The 18,558-nt window shown below is 71.2% G+C and carries 19 protein-coding genes and 2 tRNA genes; 17 read left to right on the top strand and 4 right to left on the bottom strand.

Annotated features, from left to right (window positions below; translation table 11 throughout):
* Window positions 1-81: 81 nt before the first annotated feature.
* On the bottom strand, window positions 82-738 hold the full coding sequence (locus BLR02_RS03685) for a protein-L-isoaspartate O-methyltransferase family protein (protein WP_090660564.1): 657 nt from the start codon (window positions 736-738) through the stop codon (window positions 82-84).
* 158 nt (window positions 739-896) lie between these two features.
* Here BLR02_RS03685 and BLR02_RS03680 point away from each other — a divergent pair.
* The 5 genes from BLR02_RS03680 to BLR02_RS03660 all read left to right on the top strand — a co-directional run bounded on the left by BLR02_RS03680 (window position 897) and on the right by BLR02_RS03660 (window position 3,457).
* Window positions 897-970: transfer RNA gene (locus BLR02_RS03680), tRNA-Cys, on the top strand.
* A gap of 82 nt (window positions 971-1,052) precedes the next feature.
* Window positions 1,053-1,127: transfer RNA gene (locus BLR02_RS03675), tRNA-Asn, on the top strand.
* A gap of 112 nt (window positions 1,128-1,239) precedes the next feature.
* Window positions 1,240-1,449, top strand: coding sequence for a hypothetical protein (locus BLR02_RS03670; RefSeq protein ID WP_090566769.1), 210 nt, complete (start codon window positions 1,240-1,242; stop codon window positions 1,447-1,449).
* 14 nt (window positions 1,450-1,463) lie between these two features.
* On the top strand, window positions 1,464-1,826 hold the full coding sequence (locus tag BLR02_RS03665; protein WP_245704595.1) for a DUF4345 domain-containing protein: 363 nt from the start codon (window positions 1,464-1,466) through the stop codon (window positions 1,824-1,826).
* The gene (locus BLR02_RS03660; RefSeq protein ID WP_143018033.1) at window positions 1,823-3,457 is read left to right on the top strand and encodes a hypothetical protein; all 1,635 of its coding nucleotides are present in this window, start codon (window positions 1,823-1,825) and stop codon (window positions 3,455-3,457) included. Before BLR02_RS03665 ends, BLR02_RS03660 begins: the two co-directional genes overlap by 4 nt.
* A 154-nt stretch (window positions 3,458-3,611) precedes the next feature.
* On the opposite strand, the gene BLR02_RS03655 is transcribed toward BLR02_RS03660, so the two are convergent.
* Entirely contained in the window at window positions 3,612-4,751 is a 1,140-nt protein-coding gene (locus BLR02_RS03655; RefSeq protein WP_176849359.1) for an alpha-D-ribose 1-methylphosphonate 5-triphosphate diphosphatase, read from the bottom strand.
* 1 nt (window position 4,752) lies between these two features.
* On the bottom strand, window positions 4,753-5,487 hold the full coding sequence (phnF, locus tag BLR02_RS03650; RefSeq protein ID WP_090660555.1) for a phosphonate metabolism transcriptional regulator PhnF: 735 nt from the start codon (window positions 5,485-5,487) through the stop codon (window positions 4,753-4,755).
* Between the two features lie 91 nt (window positions 5,488-5,578).
* Between phnF and phnG the strand changes: the two genes are divergently transcribed.
* From phnG to BLR02_RS03610, 8 genes are read left to right on the top strand one after another with little or no spacing between them, the layout of a single operon-like run.
* Complete coding sequence (gene phnG / locus BLR02_RS03645) at window positions 5,579-6,037, top strand: phosphonate C-P lyase system protein PhnG (protein WP_090660552.1); 459 nt, start codon at window positions 5,579-5,581, stop codon at window positions 6,035-6,037.
* Window positions 6,037-6,612 carry a phosphonate C-P lyase system protein PhnH gene (gene phnH, locus BLR02_RS03640; RefSeq protein ID WP_245704594.1) on the top strand — a complete coding sequence of 192 codons (576 nt, stop codon included), beginning with the start codon at window positions 6,037-6,039 and terminating at the stop codon, window positions 6,610-6,612. Before phnG ends, phnH begins: the two co-directional genes overlap by 1 nt.
* Complete coding sequence (locus BLR02_RS03635; RefSeq protein WP_090660546.1) at window positions 6,612-7,682, top strand: carbon-phosphorus lyase complex subunit PhnI; 1,071 nt, start codon at window positions 6,612-6,614, stop codon at window positions 7,680-7,682. Before phnH ends, BLR02_RS03635 begins: the two co-directional genes overlap by 1 nt.
* Window positions 7,679-8,527 (top strand): alpha-D-ribose 1-methylphosphonate 5-phosphate C-P-lyase PhnJ, encoded by an 849-nt coding sequence (locus tag BLR02_RS03630; RefSeq protein WP_090660543.1) that lies wholly within the window; start codon window positions 7,679-7,681, stop codon window positions 8,525-8,527. The genes BLR02_RS03635 and BLR02_RS03630 overlap by 4 nt, the downstream gene beginning before the upstream one ends.
* The gene (phnK, locus tag BLR02_RS03625; RefSeq protein WP_090660540.1) at window positions 8,524-9,300 is read left to right on the top strand and encodes a phosphonate C-P lyase system protein PhnK; all 777 of its coding nucleotides are present in this window, start codon (window positions 8,524-8,526) and stop codon (window positions 9,298-9,300) included. Before BLR02_RS03630 ends, phnK begins: the two co-directional genes overlap by 4 nt.
* The gene (gene phnL / locus BLR02_RS03620; protein WP_090660537.1) at window positions 9,297-9,995 is read left to right on the top strand and encodes a phosphonate C-P lyase system protein PhnL; all 699 of its coding nucleotides are present in this window, start codon (window positions 9,297-9,299) and stop codon (window positions 9,993-9,995) included. The genes phnK and phnL overlap by 4 nt, the downstream gene beginning before the upstream one ends.
* On the top strand, window positions 9,995-11,134 hold the full coding sequence (locus tag BLR02_RS03615) for an alpha-D-ribose 1-methylphosphonate 5-triphosphate diphosphatase (RefSeq protein WP_090660534.1): 1,140 nt from the start codon (window positions 9,995-9,997) through the stop codon (window positions 11,132-11,134). Before phnL ends, BLR02_RS03615 begins: the two co-directional genes overlap by 1 nt.
* Window positions 11,131-11,826, top strand: coding sequence for a DUF1045 domain-containing protein (locus BLR02_RS03610; protein ID WP_090660532.1), 696 nt, complete (start codon window positions 11,131-11,133; stop codon window positions 11,824-11,826). The genes BLR02_RS03615 and BLR02_RS03610 overlap by 4 nt, the downstream gene beginning before the upstream one ends.
* On the opposite strand, the gene phnN is transcribed toward BLR02_RS03610, so the two are convergent.
* The gene (phnN, locus tag BLR02_RS03605) at window positions 11,816-12,349 is read right to left on the bottom strand and encodes a phosphonate metabolism protein/1,5-bisphosphokinase (PRPP-forming) PhnN (protein WP_245704593.1); all 534 of its coding nucleotides are present in this window, start codon (window positions 12,347-12,349) and stop codon (window positions 11,816-11,818) included. The two genes, BLR02_RS03610 and phnN, sit on opposite strands and share 11 nt — an antisense overlap.
* A 132-nt stretch (window positions 12,350-12,481) precedes the next feature.
* On the opposite strand from phnN, the gene BLR02_RS03600 reads away from it, so the two are divergent.
* From BLR02_RS03600 to BLR02_RS03585, 4 genes are all read left to right on the top strand, one after another.
* Entirely contained in the window at window positions 12,482-14,263 is a 1,782-nt protein-coding gene (locus BLR02_RS03600; protein WP_090660526.1) for a gamma-glutamyltransferase family protein, read from the top strand.
* Between the two features lie 126 nt (window positions 14,264-14,389).
* Entirely contained in the window at window positions 14,390-14,743 is a 354-nt protein-coding gene (locus BLR02_RS03595) for a hypothetical protein (protein ID WP_090660523.1), read from the top strand.
* 19 nt (window positions 14,744-14,762) lie between these two features.
* On the top strand, window positions 14,763-17,588 hold the full coding sequence (locus tag BLR02_RS03590) for a hybrid sensor histidine kinase/response regulator (protein ID WP_090660520.1): 2,826 nt from the start codon (window positions 14,763-14,765) through the stop codon (window positions 17,586-17,588).
* Window positions 17,585-18,556 (top strand): diguanylate cyclase, encoded by a 972-nt coding sequence (locus BLR02_RS03585; RefSeq protein WP_090661537.1) that lies wholly within the window; start codon window positions 17,585-17,587, stop codon window positions 18,554-18,556. Before BLR02_RS03590 ends, BLR02_RS03585 begins: the two co-directional genes overlap by 4 nt.
* Window positions 18,557-18,558: the final 2 nt, after the last annotated feature.

Below are 18,558 nucleotides of genomic sequence, written 5' to 3'. Positions count from 1 at the left end.
GAGCGATATTAAAATGGTCCTACAGCACTCGCGCGCCCGTTGCGAGGCGAAGCTGGCGCAGCGGGAGGCTCCGGACCCGCTTCAGAAGACGAAGCCGGGCCTCCGGGCGAAGGCCGGGAGCGGGGCGGTGGCACAGTCGAAGGCGACGACGGTCGAGAAACCGCCGCCGATGCGCTGCCCGAGCACCGCCTTGCCCTGCCGCCTGCCGAAGCCGAGGACGCCGACGAGGCGGCCGCCCTCGGCGAGCTGGTCAGAGAGGTTCGTGGGGATCTCCGGGACCTCGCCCTCGATCAGCACGACGTCGTAAGGCGCGCCGGCGGCGAAGCCGGCGGCCGGATCGGTGGCCTCGAGCCGCACGGCACCGGCCGGCAGGTAGTCCGGCAGGACGGCGCGGGCGATCTCGAGCAGCGGGGCATCGGCCTCGAGCGCAGTGACGCGGGCCCCCATGCGCGCCAGGACGGCGGCGCCGTAGCCAGTACCCGCCCCCACCACCAGGGCGCGGTCGCCCGGACGCACGGCCGCGAGCTGCACCAGCCGGGCCAGCACCATCGGCTCGATCATCGCGCGGCCGCCCGGCAGCGGGACGTCCTCATCCGTATAGGCGCGGGCCATGACGGTCCGGGGGAGGAAACGCTCGCGCGGCAGCTCGCGCATCGCGTCCAGCAGGCGGGGGTCGGTCACCTTGTTGGGGCGAAGCTGTCCGTCCACCATGCGCTTGCGCGCATCTGCGTAGTCCATGAGGCGCAATCTCCAGCCGCCTCCAAGGGGCGGTCCTTCGGGTCGGGTGGTTTATAGGGGGCGCTCCGGTCCGCCGCCAAGCGGCCGTGTTGCGGCGCACGCTTGACCTGCCGCGCCTGTGGCCCGATAGAGGCGCGGCGCACGAGGCTTGCCTCGGCGGTCCGGTGGCCGAGTGGTCAGGCACAGGTCTGCAAAACCTGCTACGGCGGTTCAATTCCGCCCCGGACCTCCAGGCGCGCTTTTCTGCGGTGCCCCCGGCCTGGGGGGCTTTCATCACCGGCGGGGCCCTGCTATAGGCGCCGCCTCTTGGCTGATCCGGCGTGGCGCAGCGGTAGCGCAGCGGACTGTTAATCCGTTGGTCGTTGGTTCGAATCCAACCGCCGGAGCCAATATCCTCCTTCATGCTGCAATCATCGGCTGCCTGGCGGCTGCGTGTTCCAGTGACGCGCAGGGGAGGACCGGTGCTTGCCGACCTCCCCTGCCCCGCCCTATCGGTGGTGCATGGACACCCCCCGCATCGGCCATAATGGCGGCCCGCCGCTCGACCCCGAGGAATCCTGGCGCGGCTATGTCTGGCGCCGCGCCCACAAGAAGGCCTGGAAGACGCCGCCGCGGGAGATCGCGCTGCGCCGGCTGGCGCGCGCGGAGGAGCTGGGGATGAGCTACAAGGACTACACGCTCGAGATCCTGGAACGCGGGCGCTATCTGTGAGGGCAGCCTGGGGGTTGCGCCTCGCCGTTGCGCTGGGCGGCCTGGTGCCGGTCTCGGCGGGACTCGCTGGCGTGCTGGCGGGGCCTGGGATGCTTGGCGCCCCCTCCGGGCCCGATGAGGACAGCCATTGGCGCTATCTCTCGGGCCTGCTGCTCGGTATCGGCCTCGGCTTCTGGAGCACGCTGCCTGACCCGGCGCGGCACACGGGGCGCTTCCGGCTGCTGACGGCGATCGTCCTGCTGGGCGGAGTCGGGCGGCTTTGGGGACTTGTCATGCGGGGCTCGCCGGGCCTGCCGATGCTGCTGGCACTCGGCATGGAGCTCGTGGTGACTCCCCTGCTCTGCCTGTGGCAGGCGCGCCTGGCCGCGGCGCGATGAGGCGGGCGCTGGTCGTTGGCCTCGCCGCCGTGCTGGCGCTGGGCCTGTTCTTCCGCCACCAGATCGGCAATGGCTTCACCCTGCTGTTGGGTGACCGGCACGACGCCGTCATCGAGCTGGCGATTCTCGAGCATTGGGTGAACGTCCTCGCCGGGCGGTCCGCCTGGGACCGGACCGACTACTTTTTCCCGGTGCCCGGTACGCTCGGCTACAATGATGGCTACCTGCTCTTCGGCCTGTTGCAGGCCGGCTTCCGGGCAGCCGGTGCGGACCCCTTCCTCGGGGGCGAGCTGGTGAACGCGACGATGCGCCTCATCGGCTTCCTCGGCACCTATGCGCTGGGGCGGCGCGCCTTCGGCCTGGACTGGGGCTGGGCGCTGCTCGGCGCGGTCCTGTTCACCATCAGCAACAACCTGTTCATCCGCGGCAACCACGCCCAGCTCTTCAGCGTGGGCCTGGTCTCGGTGGTGGGGCTGCTGCTGCACGGCATGCTGGCCGCGCTGCTCCAGCGCCGGTGGGGGGCGATGCTGCTCTGGGGGGCCGGCTTCGCGCTCGGCTTTGCAGCCGTGCTGATGACCGGCTTCTACATGGCCTGGTACTGTGCCTGGTTCGGCGGGACCCTGTTCCTGGCCTGGCTGCTGGTCGCCGGACCGCCGGCGCGGCGGCGGCTGTGGGAGGCGATCCGCGCCGGGGCCTGGCCGCTGGCCGGACTCGCCCTGCTGGCAGTGGCAGCCGAAATCCCCTTCCTGCTGCTCTACCTGCCGAAAGCGGCGGAGACGGGGATGCACCCCTGGGCCGATGTGCTGAAGCACGTCCCCTCCCTGCTCGACATCATCCATGTCGGCGAGGCGAATTGGCTCTGGGGCTGGCTGGTGCGCGCCCTGAACGGGGCGTTCCGGCCAAGCTTTCCTTTCTGGTCGGAGTTGATGACCGGGATGCCGCCGCTGCTGCTGCTGGTCTTCGCCGCGGCGCTGGTCTGGCTCTGGCGCGGCGGTGGCGAGGCACCCCCGGCCCGTGTGGCGCTGCTGCGGGCCCTGGCCATCGCCGTGCTGGTGACCTGGGCGCTGACCCTGCAGGTCGGCGGGGTGACGGGCTGGTCGCTCGTCTATCGCTTCGTGCCGGGGGCCAAGGCGGCGCGCGTGGTCGCGCGCTACCAGATCTTCCTCACCCTGCCCGTGGTGGTGCTGGCCATGGCGGTGCTCTCCGCCGAGGCGCGGCGGCTGCCGCGGCTGGCCGTCGCGGCACTGTGTACCCTGCTGCTGGCGGAGCAGCTGAACGGCCATGCGCCGCTCTTCCTCGACCGGCCGCTGGAGGCGGGCCGGCTGGCCGCGGTGCCGCCGCCGCCGCCCGCCTGCCAGGCGTTCTATGTCTCCGCGGCGCGGCGGGAGAGCCGCTTCGGGGAGGAGGTGGACAATCCCTACAACCACAATACCGAGGCGATGCTGGTGGCGGCGGTGCGGCACCTGCCGACGATCAACGGCATCTCCACCTTCAACCCGCCCCTATGGCCCGAAGCCAATCCCGGGGATGCCGATTACCTGCCGCAGGTGCGGGCCTATGCCGCGCATTGGGGTGTCACGGGCCTCTGCGCGCTCGACCTGCAGCGCTTCACCTGGAGCGAGGCCGATTAGGCGCCGTCGCCGCGCCGGCTTGCGCGGCGGCCGGTAGCCGCCTGAGTGGATGGGTGCGGTCCAGAGCCAGGGCCGCATCTCGCCAACCGCCACGCCGCTGCCCGGCACGGTGCCGACCCCTGCCAGCACTGCGTCCAGGGCCGGCCTGTGGCGGCTAGCCCAGACGCGATGCGGCCGGGCCGGTCAGCAGGGCCGGCTCGCCGGCGACGAAGCAGGCGACAAGGCGGGGGCCAGCGGGATCGACCACCACCAGGTCGCCGCGCATGCCCGGATGCAACGCGCCACGATCGGTGAGGCCGGCGGCGGCAGCCGGGTTGGCGGAGACCAGGGCCCAGGCTTCGGCAAGGCTCATCCGGCCGCGCTGCGACATGGCGAAGGGCGCCTCGAACAGGGCGGGCCAGTGGTAGTCGCTCGCGAGTACGGTCACCAGCCCGCGCTCCGCCAGGGGCGCCGCGCTGGCCCAGCCGAGATGGCTGCCGCCCCGCACGACATTGGGCGCGCCCATCACCACCGCCTCGCCCTGGGCGCGGGCATCGGCGGCCACCTCCTCCGACATCGGGAATTCGCAGAGCCAGGCGCCGAGGGCGCGGTAGAGGGCGCGATCGGCCAGCGTCGCGTCGTCATGGCTCAGCATGGGGATGCCGGCGGCCGCCGCTGCGGCGGCAAGGCGTGCGCGGGCGGCGGGCACGTCCGGGCGGCGCGCGGCAACGATCTCGATCAGGGCGCGGAATTCCTCGGGCGACAGGCCCGCGCGCCCGGCATATTTGGCCAGCTCCTTGGCATGGCCAAGCTTCTTCAGGATGGAGGGGGTGTGGTCGTTGAATCCGAGGAGATGCACCCGCCCGGCGGCGATATCGGCCAGCGCATCCTCCATCGCCTCGAGATTGTCGGCCTCGAAGCGCAGATGGATGCGGAGGTCGAGCGGCAAGGGCCTCGCCGCCTCCAACGCCGCCATGAGCTGCCGCCACATGGCGAGCGAGCGCAGGCCTGGCTCCCAGGACAGGGTGACGCCGAGGAAGGCCGTGGTGATGCCGGCCGCCAGAAGCTGGGCGGCACTGTCACGCAGCGCCAGCGCCGGCGGGAAGCCGATGCCGGGGCGCGGCTGCAGCGCACGCTCATGCGCATCGCCATGGATGTCGACGAGGCCGGGCAGCACGAACCAGCCGGTGGCGTCGAGCCGGCGGGCCGTGGGCGGCGGTGCGGCGGCCACGTCGGACCCGGCCAGGGCGAGATCACCCGGGGTGATGGCACCGCCCCGCAGCACCGCGCCGCCGGTGATGTGCCAGCCGGCCATCTCAGCTTTCCACCACGATCTGCATGCGGCCGGCGGCATAGCAGGCGAAGCTCACCTCGACGGGCTCGCCCGCCGGATCGACATTGAGCGCCTCGGTGACCAGGACGGGACGGGTGCGGGACTGTTCGAGCAGCGCCGCCTCCTCCGGGGTCGGCATGCGGGCGCTGATGCGGGTCGCCTGGCGGCGGTAATCGGGCAGGCCGAGCCGCGCCAGGGCCGCCGTGATGGAGGGATCCTCCGCCAGGATGGCGGCGATGCCGGGGAAGCGTGCCAGGGAGAACCAGTGGCTGCCGATGACGACGGGGCGGCCATCGGCGAGGCCGAGCCGCTCGGCCAGCACCACGGGGCGGCCGCGGCGGATCTTCAGCTGCTCGGCGATATGGGACTCGGCCGGCAGCTCCTCGATCCGCAGCATCCGGCCCTGCGGTTCCCGGTTCTGGCGGCGGATGGTCTCGGAGAAGCGGGTGCGCGGGCCGACGGGGTAATCGAGCACATCCTCGGCGACGAAGCTGCCACGGCCCTGCTCGATGCGCACCAGCCCGCGCGCCTCCAGCTCCTCCATGGCGCGGCGGACCGTGTGGCGGTTGACCGAGAAGCGCGTGGAAAGTTCCGCCTCGGTCGGCAGGCGGGCGCCGGGAGGGAGGCTCCCGGTGGCGATCTCACGCTCCAACGTGCCGGCGATCTGCCGCCAGAGGGCGACACCCTGGCCACGGGCGAGAGCGGCACCAGTATTCATCAAAGGTTCAACCATCGTTTCCGCCCGCTATGCCAGCTTCAGTCATCCTAAATAACTGGACGTCTGATTGTCTAGACTTTATGGTGTATTCATGGTCGATGAACCGCAGGGTGGTGTGGCAGCGCGCCGCCGATGGATGGGCGTACTCGCCCGGGCCGATGCCGCCAGCATTGCGGCCAGGCTGGACGACGCCCCCGCCCTGCCGGCGCATAGCCGGCTGCGCGGGCCGGAGACGGGGCTGGTGATGGCCCGCGGCCGGCAGGGTGGCGATGGCGCACCCTTCAATCTCGGCGAAGTCACCGTCACCCGGTGCAGCGTGAGGCTGGCGGACGGCACGGTGGGCCATGCCTATGTCGCCGGACGGGATGCGCGTCAGGCGGAGCTCGCGGCGGTGCTGGATGCCGCGCTGCAGGATCCCGCAGCCCGCCCGGCCCTGCTGGCAGCGGTGATCGAGCCGCTGGCCGCCGAGCAGGCGGCGCGGGCCGCGCGCGACGCGGCCAGGGCGGCCGCCACCCGGGTGGAGTTCTTCACCATGGCGACGATGCGATGATGACCCTCACGCCCGGCTTCGCCGACCCGGTGCCCGATGCGCAATCCTGCTTCCGCGCCCTGCTGGAGGCCATGGCACGGCCGGGCCGGGTCCAGCGGATCAAGGCGCTGCCGGAGGCTCCGGTGCCGCTCGCCCCGGCCGCGGCCGCCGCCCTGCTGACCCTGGCCGATGCCGAGACGCCGGTCTGGACCGATGGCGGCCCGGCAGCGGAGGCCTGGCTGCGCTTCCATGCCGGCTGCCCGCTGGTGGCCGGGCCGGGCGACGCTGCCTTCCTGCTCGCGGTGGGCGGCATGCCGGCGCTCGCCTCGCTGGAGGCCGGCACGGAAGAGGAGCCGCATCGCTCGGCAACGCTGATCCTGCAGGTGGCGGCGCTGGAGCAGGGCGAGGGCTGGCATCTCTCCGGCCCCGGGATCGAGCATGTTCACCGGCTGCGCGTCGAGGGGCTGCCGCCCGGCTTCCTGGCCGAATGGTCCGCCAATGCGGCACGCTTCCCACGCGGGGCCGATCTGCTGCTCTGCGCCGGCACGCGGCTGGCGGCCCTTCCGCGCACCACCCGTATCGAGGAGGCCGGTTGATGGCCTATGTGGCAGTCAAGGGCGGCGAGCGGGCGATCGAGGCCGCCCATGCCTGGCTGGCGGAGGAGCGACGGGGCGACCCGGCCCTGCCGGAACTCACCCTGGCGCAGATCGAGGCGCAGCTGGGCCTGGCCGTCGATCGGGTGATGGCGGAAGGGGCCTGCCATGATCGCGGCCTCGCTGCGCTCGCCATCAAGCAGGCACGGGGCGACCTGATCGAGGCGGCCTTCCTGCTGCGGGCCTATCGCACCACCCTGCCCCGCTTCGGCGCCAGCAACCCCATCGAGACCGATGCCATGCGCATCCGGCGCCGGATCAGCGCGACCTACAAGGAATTGCCGGGCGGGCAGGTGCTGGGCCCAACCTTCGACTACACGCACCGGTTGCTGGACTTCGCCCTGGCCGCCGAGGGCGGCACGGTGCCGCCCGCACCCGAGCGCAGGACCGATGCCGTGCCGATGCCGCGCGTCACCGGGCTGTTGGCGCAGGAAGGATTGATGGCGCCCGAGCCGCCCTCCGAGGCGGAGCCGCCGGACCTGACGCGGGAGCCGCTCGGCTTCCCGGCTGACAGGCCGCTGCGGCTACAGGCGCTGGCCCGTGGGGATGAGGGCTTCCTGCTGTCGCTCGGCTATTCGACGCAGCGCGGCTACGGCAATGCGCACCCCTTCGTCGGCGAGATCCGCATGGGGGCGGTGACGGTGGAGTTCGAGCCGCCGGAACTCGGCTTCCCGATCGAGCTCGGCGAGATCACGGTCACCGAATGCCAGATGGTGAACCAGTTCGCCGGCTCCCGCACCGAGCCACCGCAATTCACCCGCGGCTATGGCCTCGTCTTCGGCCATGGCGAGCGGAAGGCGATGGCGATGGCGCTGGTGGATCGGGCGCTGCGGGCGGAGGAGCTTGGCGAGCCGGTCGAGGCGCCGGCGCAAAACCAAGAATTCGTGTTGTACCATTGCGACAATGTCGAGGCGACGGGCTTCGTCGAGCACCTCAAGCTGCCGCATTACGTCGATTTCCAGAGCGAGCTGGAGAAGATCCGGCTGTTGCGGCGGGAGGCGGAGGGCGAATGACGGCGCTCGGCTATAATTTCGGCTATCTCGACGAGAACACCAAGCGGATGATCCGCCGCGCCCTGCTGAAGGCGGTGGCGATCCCCGGGCATCAGGTGCCCTTCGGCGCGCGGGAGATGCCGCTGCCCTATGGCTGGGGGACGGGCGGCATCGCCGTCACCGCCAGCGTGATCGGCGCCAGCGACCGGCTGAAGGTGATCGACCAGGGGGCGGATGACACCACCAATGCCGTCTCCATCCGCCGCTTCTTCGCCAGGGTCGCCGGGGTCGAGACGACGGAGCGCACCACCGACGCGACCATCATCCAGACGCGGCACCGCATCCCGGAGACGCCGCTGCGCGAGGGACAGATCCTGGTCTACCAGGTGCCGATGCCGGAGCCGCTGTTCCGGCTGGAGCCGCGTGTCGCCGAGACGAAGCGGATGCATGCCCTGGCCGATTACGGGCTGATGCATGTGAAGCTCTACGAGGACATCGCCCGGCATGGGCATGTGGCGATCAGCTACAACTACCCGGTGCTGGTCGGCGGGCGCTACCTGATGTCGCCCTCCCCCATCCCGGCCTTCGACAACCCCAAGATGGACCGCATGCCGGCCCTGCAGCTCTTCGGCGCCGGCCGGGAGAAGCGGATCTATGCGGTACCGCCCTATACGGCGGTACGGAGCCTCGACTTCGAGGACCATCCCTTCCAACCGGTGCGGGCGGATGCGCCCTGCGCGCTCTGCGGCAGCCGGGAGAGCTATCTCGACGAGGTGGTCGTCGACGACCGGGGCGGGCGGATGTTCGTCTGCTCGGACACGGATTACTGCAGCACGCGGCAATCCCATCAGGAGGCGGCGGAATGAGCGGGCTGCCCCTGCTGGAGGCAGCCGGCCTCAGCCTCCGCTTCGGCCCGGTGCCGGCGCTCGAGGACGTCTCCATCGAGGTCTATCCCGGCGAGGTCGTCGCCATCGTCGGCGAGAGCGGCTCTGGCAAGACGACCCTGCTGCGCGTCCTCTCCGGCATGATGCGGCCGGAGGCGGGGGTGGTGCGCTACCGCGACCCCGAGGGCACGGTGCATGGGGTGCAGGAGATGGGCGAGGCGGCGCTGCGGCGGCTGCACCGCACGGATTGGGGCTTCGTCCATCAGAACCCGCGCGACGGGCTGCGCATGCGCGTCTCGGCCGGAGGCAATATCGGCGAGCGGCTGATGGCGGTGGGCGCACGGCATTACGGCAATATTCGCGCCGAGGCGGCGGAGTGGCTGCGGCGCGTCGAGATCGAGCCGGGGCGCATCGATGGCATGCCGGCGCTGTTCTCGGGCGGCATGCAGCAGCGGCTGCAGATCGCCCGGACGCTTGTGACGCGGCCGCGGCTGGTCTTCATGGATGAGCCGACCGGCGGGCTCGATGTCTCGGTGCAGGCGCGGCTGCTCGACATGATCCGGGCCCTGGTCGCCGATCTCGGCCTCGCGGTGCTGATCGTGACGCATGACATCGCCGCGGCACGGCTGCTGGCGCACCGGCTGCTGGTGATGCGGCGCGGGCGGGTGGTCGAGCAGGGGCTGACGGACCGGGTGCTGGACGACCCGCAGCACGAATACACGCAACTGCTCGTTGCCTCGGTGCTGGCCGCATGAGCTGGGCGATCCACACGGAGGGGCTGGCCAAGTCCTTCACCCTCCATCTCCAGGGCGGCACCTGCATCCCGGTGCTGGAGGGCGTGGAGCTCGGCGTGGCGCCGGGCGAATGCGTGGCGCTGGCCGGGCCTTCGGGCGCCGGGAAGTCGACGCTGATGCGCCTGCTCTACGGCAATTACGGCGTGGGCGCCGGGCGCATCCTCATCCGGCACCAGGACATGGAGGTCGATCTCGCCACGGCGGATGCGCGGCTGGTGCGGGCGGTGCGGCGGGAGACGCTTGGCTATGTCAGCCAGTTCCTCCGCGTCATCCCGCGCGTGCCGACCCTCGATATCGTCGCCGAGCCGATGATGGTGCGGGGCCTGCCCCGCGAGGAGGCAAAGGCGCGGGCGGCGGCGCTGCTGGCGCGGCTCAACCTGCCCGCCCGGCTGCATGGCCTGCCGCCGGCGACCTTCTCGGGCGGCGAGCAGCAGCGGGTGAACCTGGCACGCGGCTTCGCGCCGGGCTATCCCGTGCTGCTGCTGGACGAGCCGACGGCCAGCCTCGATGCCGCGAACCGGGAGGTGGTGGTCGGGCTGATCGATGCGGCCAAGTCGGCCGGCACCGCCATCATCGGCATCTTCCATGACACCGAGGTGCGCGACCGCGTCGCGGACCGCCTGTTCGAGGTCCACCCCATGCCGGTCGCCGCCTGATGCCCGAGACCATCCTCACCAATGCCCTGCTCGTCCTGCCGGAGGATGTCGTCCCCGGCACGCTGGTGATCCGCGACGGGCTGATCGCCGAGTTGCAGCCCGGCCGCAGCACCCTGCCCGGCGCGGTGGATTGCGGCGGCGATCACATCATCCCCGGCGTGGTCGATGTGCATACCGACAATCTGGAGCGGCAGGTGCAGCCGCGGGCCAATGCCCGCTGGCCGAGCCGCTCGGCGCTGCTGGCGCATGACGCGCAATGCGCGGCGGCCGGCGTCACCACCGTCTTCGATGCGCTCTGCCTCGGCGATCTCGGCTTCGACCCGGGGCGGATCCGTACCTTCTACGAGGGGGTCGAGGATTTGGCGGCGCTGGTGCCGACCGGGCTGCTGAAGGCCGAGCACGTGCTGCATCTGCGCTGCGAGCTGCCGGCGCTCGACATGAAGCCGGCGGTGGAAAGCGTGGTGGACCATCCGCTGGTCGGCATGGTCAGCCTGATGGACCACTCGCCGGGCGTCGGCCAGTACCGCGATATCGACCGCTACAGGGTACTGCGCCAGCGGCAGAAGCAGATGAGCGATGCCGAGGTCGACCAACGCATTGCCGAATTGCTGGAACGCCGTGCGCGGCTGCGCGAGCCGCAGCGGCGCTGGCTGCTGGACCGGGTGGCGCATCGCAACCTGCCGCTCGCCAGCCATGACGACGACGATGCGGCGGAGGTGGCGCGCAATGCCGAGGACGGCATCCGCATCAGCGAATTCCCGGTGACGATGGCGGCGGCGCAGGCAGCACGGGAGATCGGCGTCGAGGTGATCGCAGGCGCGCCGAACATCGTCCGCGGCGGCAGCCATTCGGGCAACGTGGCCGCCGCCGACCTGATCCGCGCCGGGGCGGTGGATGCGCTGGCCAGTGACTATGTCCCGGCCGCGCTGGTGGAGGCGGCCTGGATCGCCGCGGCGACGACCGGCATCTCCCTGCCCGCCGCCGTTGCCATGGTGACGGAGCGGCCGGCGCGGATGGCGCGGCTCGAGGATCGTGGCCGTCTGGCACCGGGCCTCCGGGCCGATCTGGTCCGGCTGCGGCCGCTCGAGATGCTGCCGATGGTGCGCGCGGTCTGGCGCGGCGGGGAGCGGGTGGCATGATCGGCGCCCCGGCCCCCGAGGCACGCCTCGCCCTCTACTGGGCACCGGAGACGGAGGACCCGCTGCACCGGCTCGGTTCCACCTGGATCGGGCGGGATGCCGAGACGGGGGCGCCGATGCCGCAGCCCACCCTTCCCGGCTTGGATATGGCCGAGCTCACGGCCGACCCGCGCGGCTACGGGCTGCATGCGACGCTGAAGGCGCCGTTCCGCCTGACGGTCAGCTGGGCCGAGGCGGTCGCGGCCGCGGAGGCACTGGCGGCGCGAATCGCGCCCTTCGACCTGCCGCCGCTCGCCGTCGAGAATCTGGATGGCTTCCTGGCCTTGCGGGAGACGGAACCGTGCCCGGCCCTGCGCCCCCTGGCCGATGCCTGCGTCGAGGCACTCGAGCCCTGCCGCGCGCCGCCGGACGAGGCCGAATTGGCACGCCGCCGCCGGGCCCGGCTCAGCCCGCGGCAGGAGGCGCTGCTCGGGCGCTATGGCTATCCGTATGTGATGGAGGAGTGGCGCTTCCACGTCACCCTCAGCCGGCGGCTGTCGCCGGAGGAGATGGCGGTCGTGCGGCCGGTGGCGACCGAATTCCTCGGCGAGGCGCCTGCGCGGCCACGGCGGGTCGGGGCCATCGCGCTCTTCACCCAGGCCCGGGCCGGGGCGCCCTTCCTCATCGCTGAGCGCCTGCCGCTCAGGGGATAGCGCGAAGCGCGGCGACCACCCGGGCGATGCCCTGCTCGACCGGGCCGTCATTCATCACCTGCACCACCGTGAGGCCGGGCGGCAGCGGGGCCTGGCGGGTGAGGCGGGCGGCGATATCCTCCGCCGTCTCGCGGCCCCGCGCCGCGAGGCGTTCCGCCAGCACGGCCGGCGGGGCGGTGATCTCCAGCACCAGCAGCGGGAGGCGGCGCGCGGCCTCGGCGAGGATGGTGCGGGAGAGATTGGCGATGGCAATCCGGCCCGGCAGCCCGGCCGGGATGCCGTAGAACAGGCCATGCGCCTCCCACCAGAAGGCGAAGCGGCCGGCCTCGCGCTCGGCTTCGAATTCATGGCGCGTGAGCGGGCGATGGGCCTCGCCGCCGGCCTCGGCCGGGCGGGTGATGGCGCGCTGGACGAAATGGAAGCGTGGCTCGCCGGCCAGGGCCCTGCGGGCGCCGTCCATCAGCGTATCCTTCCCCGCCCCGGAGGGCCCGACCACCCCGACCAGCATGCTTGCCTTCCGCATCGCCCGGGCGTTCTCTGCCCCTCTGAACGCCGGCAGGCAATGCCTGTCGCGCGGGCTTATTGTTGTATCGCATGAGTCACGCCTCCGGTTGTTCCAACCTCGGGCGATCATGCTCGAGGAGACCGCAACACGATGTTCACGACGCGGCCTGAGATCGCCGGCACCTTCGGCGCTGTCGCCACCACCCACTGGATCGCCTCCCAGGTCGGCATGTCCGTGCTGGAGCGGGGTGGCAATGCCTTCGACGCGGCCTGCGCCGCCGGCTTCACCCTGCAGATCGTCGAGCCGCATCTGAACGGGCCCGGGGGCGACTGCCCGATCATCCTGCACAGCGCCAGGCTCGGCGCCCAGCAGGTGATCTGCGGCCAGGGCCCGGCGCCGGCGGCGATGACGGTCGGCAAGCTGAAGGACGAACTCGGCCTCGACATCGTCCCCGGCACCGGCTTCCTCTGCGCACCCATCCCTGGCGCCTTCGATGCCTGGGCGCTGATGTTGCGCGACCATGGCACCTGGCGGCTGCGCGACGTGCTGGACTACGCCATCGGCTATGCGGCACGCGGGGCGCATGTGGTCGGGCGCATCTGCGCGACCATCGAGACGGTACGGCCGCTCTTCGAGACGGAATGGAAGAGCTCCGCCGCGCTCTGGCTGCGTGGGCTGACGCCGGGCGGGCTCTACACCAACCCGGAACTGGCCGAGACCTATGCGCGGGTGGTGCGCGAGGCGGAGGCCGCCAGCAGCGACCGCGAGGGGCAGATCGAGGCGGCGCGCAACATCTGGTATGGCGGCTTCGTCGCCGAGGCGATCGATCGCTTCGGCCGCAGCTTCGCCGCCCTCGACACCTCCGGCCGGCGCCATCATGCGCTGCTGACGGGGCAGGACATGGCGGGCTGGAGGGCTGGGGTGGAGCAGCCGCTGGCCAGCCTGTACCGGGGGCATACGGTGCTGAAATGCGGGCCCTGGAGCCAGGGGCCGGCCATGCTGCAGACCCTCGCCCTGCTCGAAGGCATCGATGTCGCCGGCATGGACCCGGTCGGGGCCGAATTCGTCCATGCCGTGACCGAGGCGATGAAGCTCGCCTTCGCCGACCGCGAGGCCTTCTACGGCGATCCGGACTTCACGGATGTGCCGATGACGACGCTGCTTTCGGCCGAATACAACGCGGCGCGCCGCGGGCTGATCGGGCGGGAGGCGAATAACGACTTCCGCCCGGGCTCGCCGGATGGCCGGGTGCCGCGGACGGATTATGCCGGTGCGGTGCAGCGGGCCGGGGCGCTGGCCATGGCGGCGGGCACAGGAGAGCCGACGGTCTCGCGCCTCGGCGCCTCGGGCGGCGATACCTGCCATGTCGATGTGATCGACCAATGGGGCAATTTCGTCAGCGCGACACCCTCGGCGGGCTGGCTGCAGAGCTCGCCGGCCATCCCGGGCCTCGGCTTCTGCCTCGGCTCGCGCTGCCAGATGTTCTGGCTGGACGAGTCCCTGCCGAATGGCCTGAAGCCCGGCAAGCGGCCCCGCACCACCCTCTCCCCCAGCCTGGTGCTGCGCGACGGCAAGCCCTGGATGAGCTTCGGCACGCCGGGTGGCGAGCAGCAGGATCAGTGGCAGCCGATCATGCTGGCGCGCATGCTGGACCATGGCTTTGGCATCCAGCAGGCGATCGACCTGCCGAGCTTCCACAGCGAGCACTGGATCAGCAGCTTCTGGCCGCGCGGCGCCCGGCCCGGCAAGCTGGTTCTGGAGGGCCGCTATGCACCCGCCGTGCTGGAGGAGCTCACAGCCCGCGGCCATGCGGCGGAGATGGGCGGCGACTGGTCGGAGGGCCGGCTGACCGGCGCTCGGCTCGAGGCGGATGGGCAAATCCTCGCCGGGGCCAATCCGCGCGGCATGCAGGGCTATGCGGTGGGCCGCTGAGCCCTGCGGCATCGGGAACTCGCGCCCCCGGTGAAATCCATCGCGGTTCCTCCCCGTTTTTTGTATGATGAGTGGCAGGGGACGTAGCGCCCGTTCAGCTTCCGGCAGGGTGTCTCCAGCAAGATCATGAACGCGATGGATTCCGTCCGCCGGTCCGGCTGGCATTCACCTTGGGCACCCCTTCTGCCGGCTGCCCTTCTGCTGCTGGTCAGCCTGGCCGGCCTCCTCGTTGTCGGCCTGTTGCCTGCTGAGGGTGCCAGCCAGTACGCCGTGCTCGGCCCGCCCTGGAGCAGGACCGGGGAGATGTTCGCCCTGGTGGATACGGCCGGTGGCGCCGTGCTCGATACCGGGGGCTGGCGCAACGTCGTCATTGCCCATTCTGGCGATCCGGGCTTCGCCTCGGCGCTCTACCGCGCCGGGGCCTGGCTGGTGCTGGATGCAGTGACGCTGCGCGGCTGCCTGGGCGGGCTCGCATCATGATGGTCAAGGGACCGGTCTGATGGATGAAATCGATCGGCTGCGGCGGCGGTTCGGGGCGATCCTCCTGCCGCTGCTGTGGCTGCACGCGCCGTTCATGGCGCTGGCTGCCCTCGCCGTCGGGCGCCCGGCCTGGCCTGCCGCCCTGTGCAGCGCGGCGATGGCCGGGCTGGTGCATCTCTGCTGGGCCCGCTGGGGCAGCGAGCCGGTCACGCGCTACCTCTCGGCCGTTGCGCTGATGGGACAGCCGGCGCTGCTCGTCTATCTGCTCTCCGGCCATGGCTGGCAGATGGACATGCACATGTACTTCTTCGCCGCCCTTGCCCTGCTGATCGGATGGTGCGACTGGCGCGTGGTCGTCGTCGCGGCGGTGACGGTGGCGCTGCACCACCTGATGCTGAATCTCCTGCTGCCCGCTGCGGTCTTCCCGAGCAATGGCGACCTCAACCGGGTCTGGCTGCATGCCGCGATCGTCGCCTTCCAGACGGCGGTGCTGGTCTGGCTGGCCAATCGCCTGGTCGGCAGCTTCTCGCGCATCGGCGCGATGAGCGCGGAGATCATGCGCACCAACGAGACGCTGGAGCAGCGCGTCGCGACGCGCACGCGGGAGGCCGAGGCGGCGAACATGGCGAAGAGCATGTTCCTCGCCAATATGAGCCACGAGATCCGCACGCCGATGAATGCCATCCTCGGCTTCAGCCATCTCGTGCTGCGCAGCGAGCTGACAGCGAAGCAGCGCGACCACCTGCAGAAAATCAAGACGGCGAGCGGCGCGCTGCTCGGGCTGATCAACGACATCCTCGACTTCTCGAAGATCGAGGCCGGCAAGCTCACGCTCGACCTGGCGCCCTTCGACCTTCGCCAGTCGCTCGACAGCATCATCGGCATCACCGCCGACCGGGCGCAGGAGCGCGGTGTCGCCCTGCAGGTGCGGATCGACCCGGCAGTGCCGCGGCGGCTGGTGGGCGACTCGCTGCGGCTGAACCAGGTCATCCTCAACCTGCTGACCAATGCGATCAAATTCACCGATCGCGGCGAGGTCGTGCTCTCCATCGGCTGCCGGTCGGCCTCGGAGGCCAGCGTTGTGCTGAAGGTCGCGGTGACCGATACCGGCATCGGCATGACCGAGGAGCAGCGCGCCAGGTTGTTCCGCCCCTTCACCCAGGCCGACAGCACCACCACGCGCAAATTCGGCGGCACGGGACTCGGCCTCGCCATCAGCCAGCAGCTGGTGGAGCTGATGGGTGGGCATATCGAGGTGGAGAGCAGCCCGGGACTGGGCAGCCGCTTCCATTTCGCCACGCCGCTCGGCACCGAGCCGGCCATGGCCGCGGAGGAGCGGCTGACACCGGATGAGTTGCAGCGGCTGCGCATCCTCATCGTTGACGACAACGCCGCCTCACGCGAGGTGCTGCAGGAGATCTTCGCCAGCTGGTCCGTCCCCGTGGACCTGGCCGCCTCCGCGACCGAGGGGCTGAGCGCGATCGAGGCGCAGGCTGCGCGGGGCGAGCCTTATGACCTGGTGCTGCTGGATTGGAAGATGCCCGGCATGGACGGGATCGAGGCCGCGCGGCGCATCCGCAAGGAAAGCCGGCCGGGCGCCTCCCCGGCTGTCGTCATGGTGTCCGCCCATGGTCGGCAGGAAGCCCTGGCCGAGGCGCAGACGGCCGGGATCTCCGCCTTCCTGGTGAAACCGATCGATGCGGCCATGATGCAGGACGTCATCCATGGCCTGATCGCAGGCCGTGGAACCAGCGCCGTGGCGCCGCCGCAGCACCGGGCCGAGGCGGTGCCGATGGTGGCGCCGCATCTGCGTGGCGGCCATGTGCTTCTGGCCGAGGACAACGAGATCAACCGCGAGCTGGCCGTGGAGCTGCTGGGCGATGCCGGGCTGCATGTGGACATCGCGGAGAATGGCCGGGTGGCGCTCGAGAAGGTGCTGGCTGCCGAAGGCCGCTTCGCCGCGGTGCTGATGGATGTGCAGATGCCGGAGATGGATGGCATCGAGGCTACCCTCGCGATCCGCCAGCGCTTCGGCTCCGATTCCCTTCCGGTTATCGCCATGACGGCCCATGCCTATGAGCAGGAGCGGCAGCGCTGCTTCGATGCCGGGATGAACGACCATGTCGCCAAGCCGGTCGACCCTGCCCAGCTGGTGGCGGTGCTGGATCGCTGGCTCAAGCCCGGGCAGGCGGCGCCGGTGGCCGCAGCGCGGCCCATGGCGGCCGAGGGCGAGTTGCCCGCCTCCCTGCCGCCATTCGACCTCGACGCCGCCCTGCTGCGGCTGAACGGCAAGCGCGGCCTGCTGCGCAAGCTCATCGCCGATTTCGGGGTGAAATTCGGGGATACCGTGCCGGCGTTGCGAGGCGCCATCGGCCGTGGCGACTGGGCGGAGGCACGGCGGCTGGCGCATACGCTGAAGGGTGTCGCCGGCTCGCTCGAGATCCGCGCCGTGGCAGAGGCGGCGCGGCTGATCGAGGATGCCGCCCATGCAGGGCGGCCGGAGGGGATCGAGGCGCTGCTCATCCGCCTCGACCAGGCGATGACGCCGGCGCTGGCCGCGGCCGGCAGCCTGCGGGCCCCGGCCGCCGTGGCCCTGGCCGATGATGGCCAGCCCCTCGATCCGGTATCGCTGGCGCCGCTGGTGGCGGAGCTGAGGGGCCTGCTGCAGCGGCGCAGCCTGCGGGCCCGTTGCTTGCTGGAGACGATGGAGGCCTCGCTTGGGGCCAGCGGCGCCCAGCTTGGGCCGCTGAAGGCGGCGGTGGGTGCCCTCGATTATGTCGGGGCCGAGGCCCTGCTGGAGGGGCTGGTGCGCCAGCCCATGCTGTCCGGGAAATGGCCGTCATGAACCAGCGTTCCGTCGTCCTCATCGTTGATGACGAGGTCTCGAATATCGAGATCCTCAGCGCGATCCTCGAGGATGACTACGAGATCTGCTTCGCCACCTCCGGCGAGGAGGCCCTGGCGGTGGCGCGATCGGCCTCGCCCGACCTCGTGCTGCTCGACGTGCTGATGCCGGGCATGGATGGCTATGAGGTATGCAGCCGCCTGAAGGCCGACCCGGTCCTCGCCGATCTGCCGGTTATCTTCACCACGGCGCTCGGCGAGCAGGCGGCGGAGCTGCGCGGCCTCGAACTCGGCGCCATCGACTACCTGCACAAGCCGGTCTCGCCCGTGATCGTCCAGGCACGGGTGCGCAACCACCTCGAGATGAAGCGGATGCGCGACGAGCTCGCCCAGCTCGCGGTGACCGATGCGCTGACCGGACTCGGCAACCGGCGGCGGCTGGAGACGACGCTGGTGCGCGAGGCGGCACGGCTGGCGCTCGACGCGGCCGAGCTTTCCGTCATCATCCTCGATATCGATTTCTTCAAGCGGTTCAACGACAGCTACGGCCACAGCGCCGGGGACCGCTGCATCGCCATGGTCGCGGCGACGCTGAACCGCGCCGTGCATCGCGCCTCGGATCTCGCGGCGCGGTTCGGCGGCGAGGAATTCGCCTGCATTCTGCCGGGCACCTCGCATCATGAGGCGATGGAGGTCGCCCGGACGATCCGCGACCGGGTCCGGGGGCTCGGCATTCCGCATAGTGGGTCGGAGACCGCGCCCTTCGTCACGGTGAGCCTGGGGGTCGCCACGGCCACCTGCTTCCCCGGCCTCGATCCGGCGAACTGGATCAAGGCCGCGGATGCACAGCTCTACCTGGCGAAGGCCGCTGGGCGGAACGCCGTCTTTGGCCGCGTCTTCGACGAGCGGAGCCTGCGCGGCGCGGACGGGATGCTGGACGCCGCCGACGCGTTGCGCGTCGGCGACTGAGA

Origin of the sequence: Belnapia rosea, assembly GCF_900101615.1 — a bacterium.
In the GTDB taxonomy this organism is placed as follows: Bacteria; Pseudomonadota; Alphaproteobacteria; order Acetobacterales; family Acetobacteraceae; genus Belnapia; species Belnapia rosea.
Note: the sequence above shows the minus strand (reverse complement) of the source record. Positions and strands in the feature narration are given on the sequence as shown.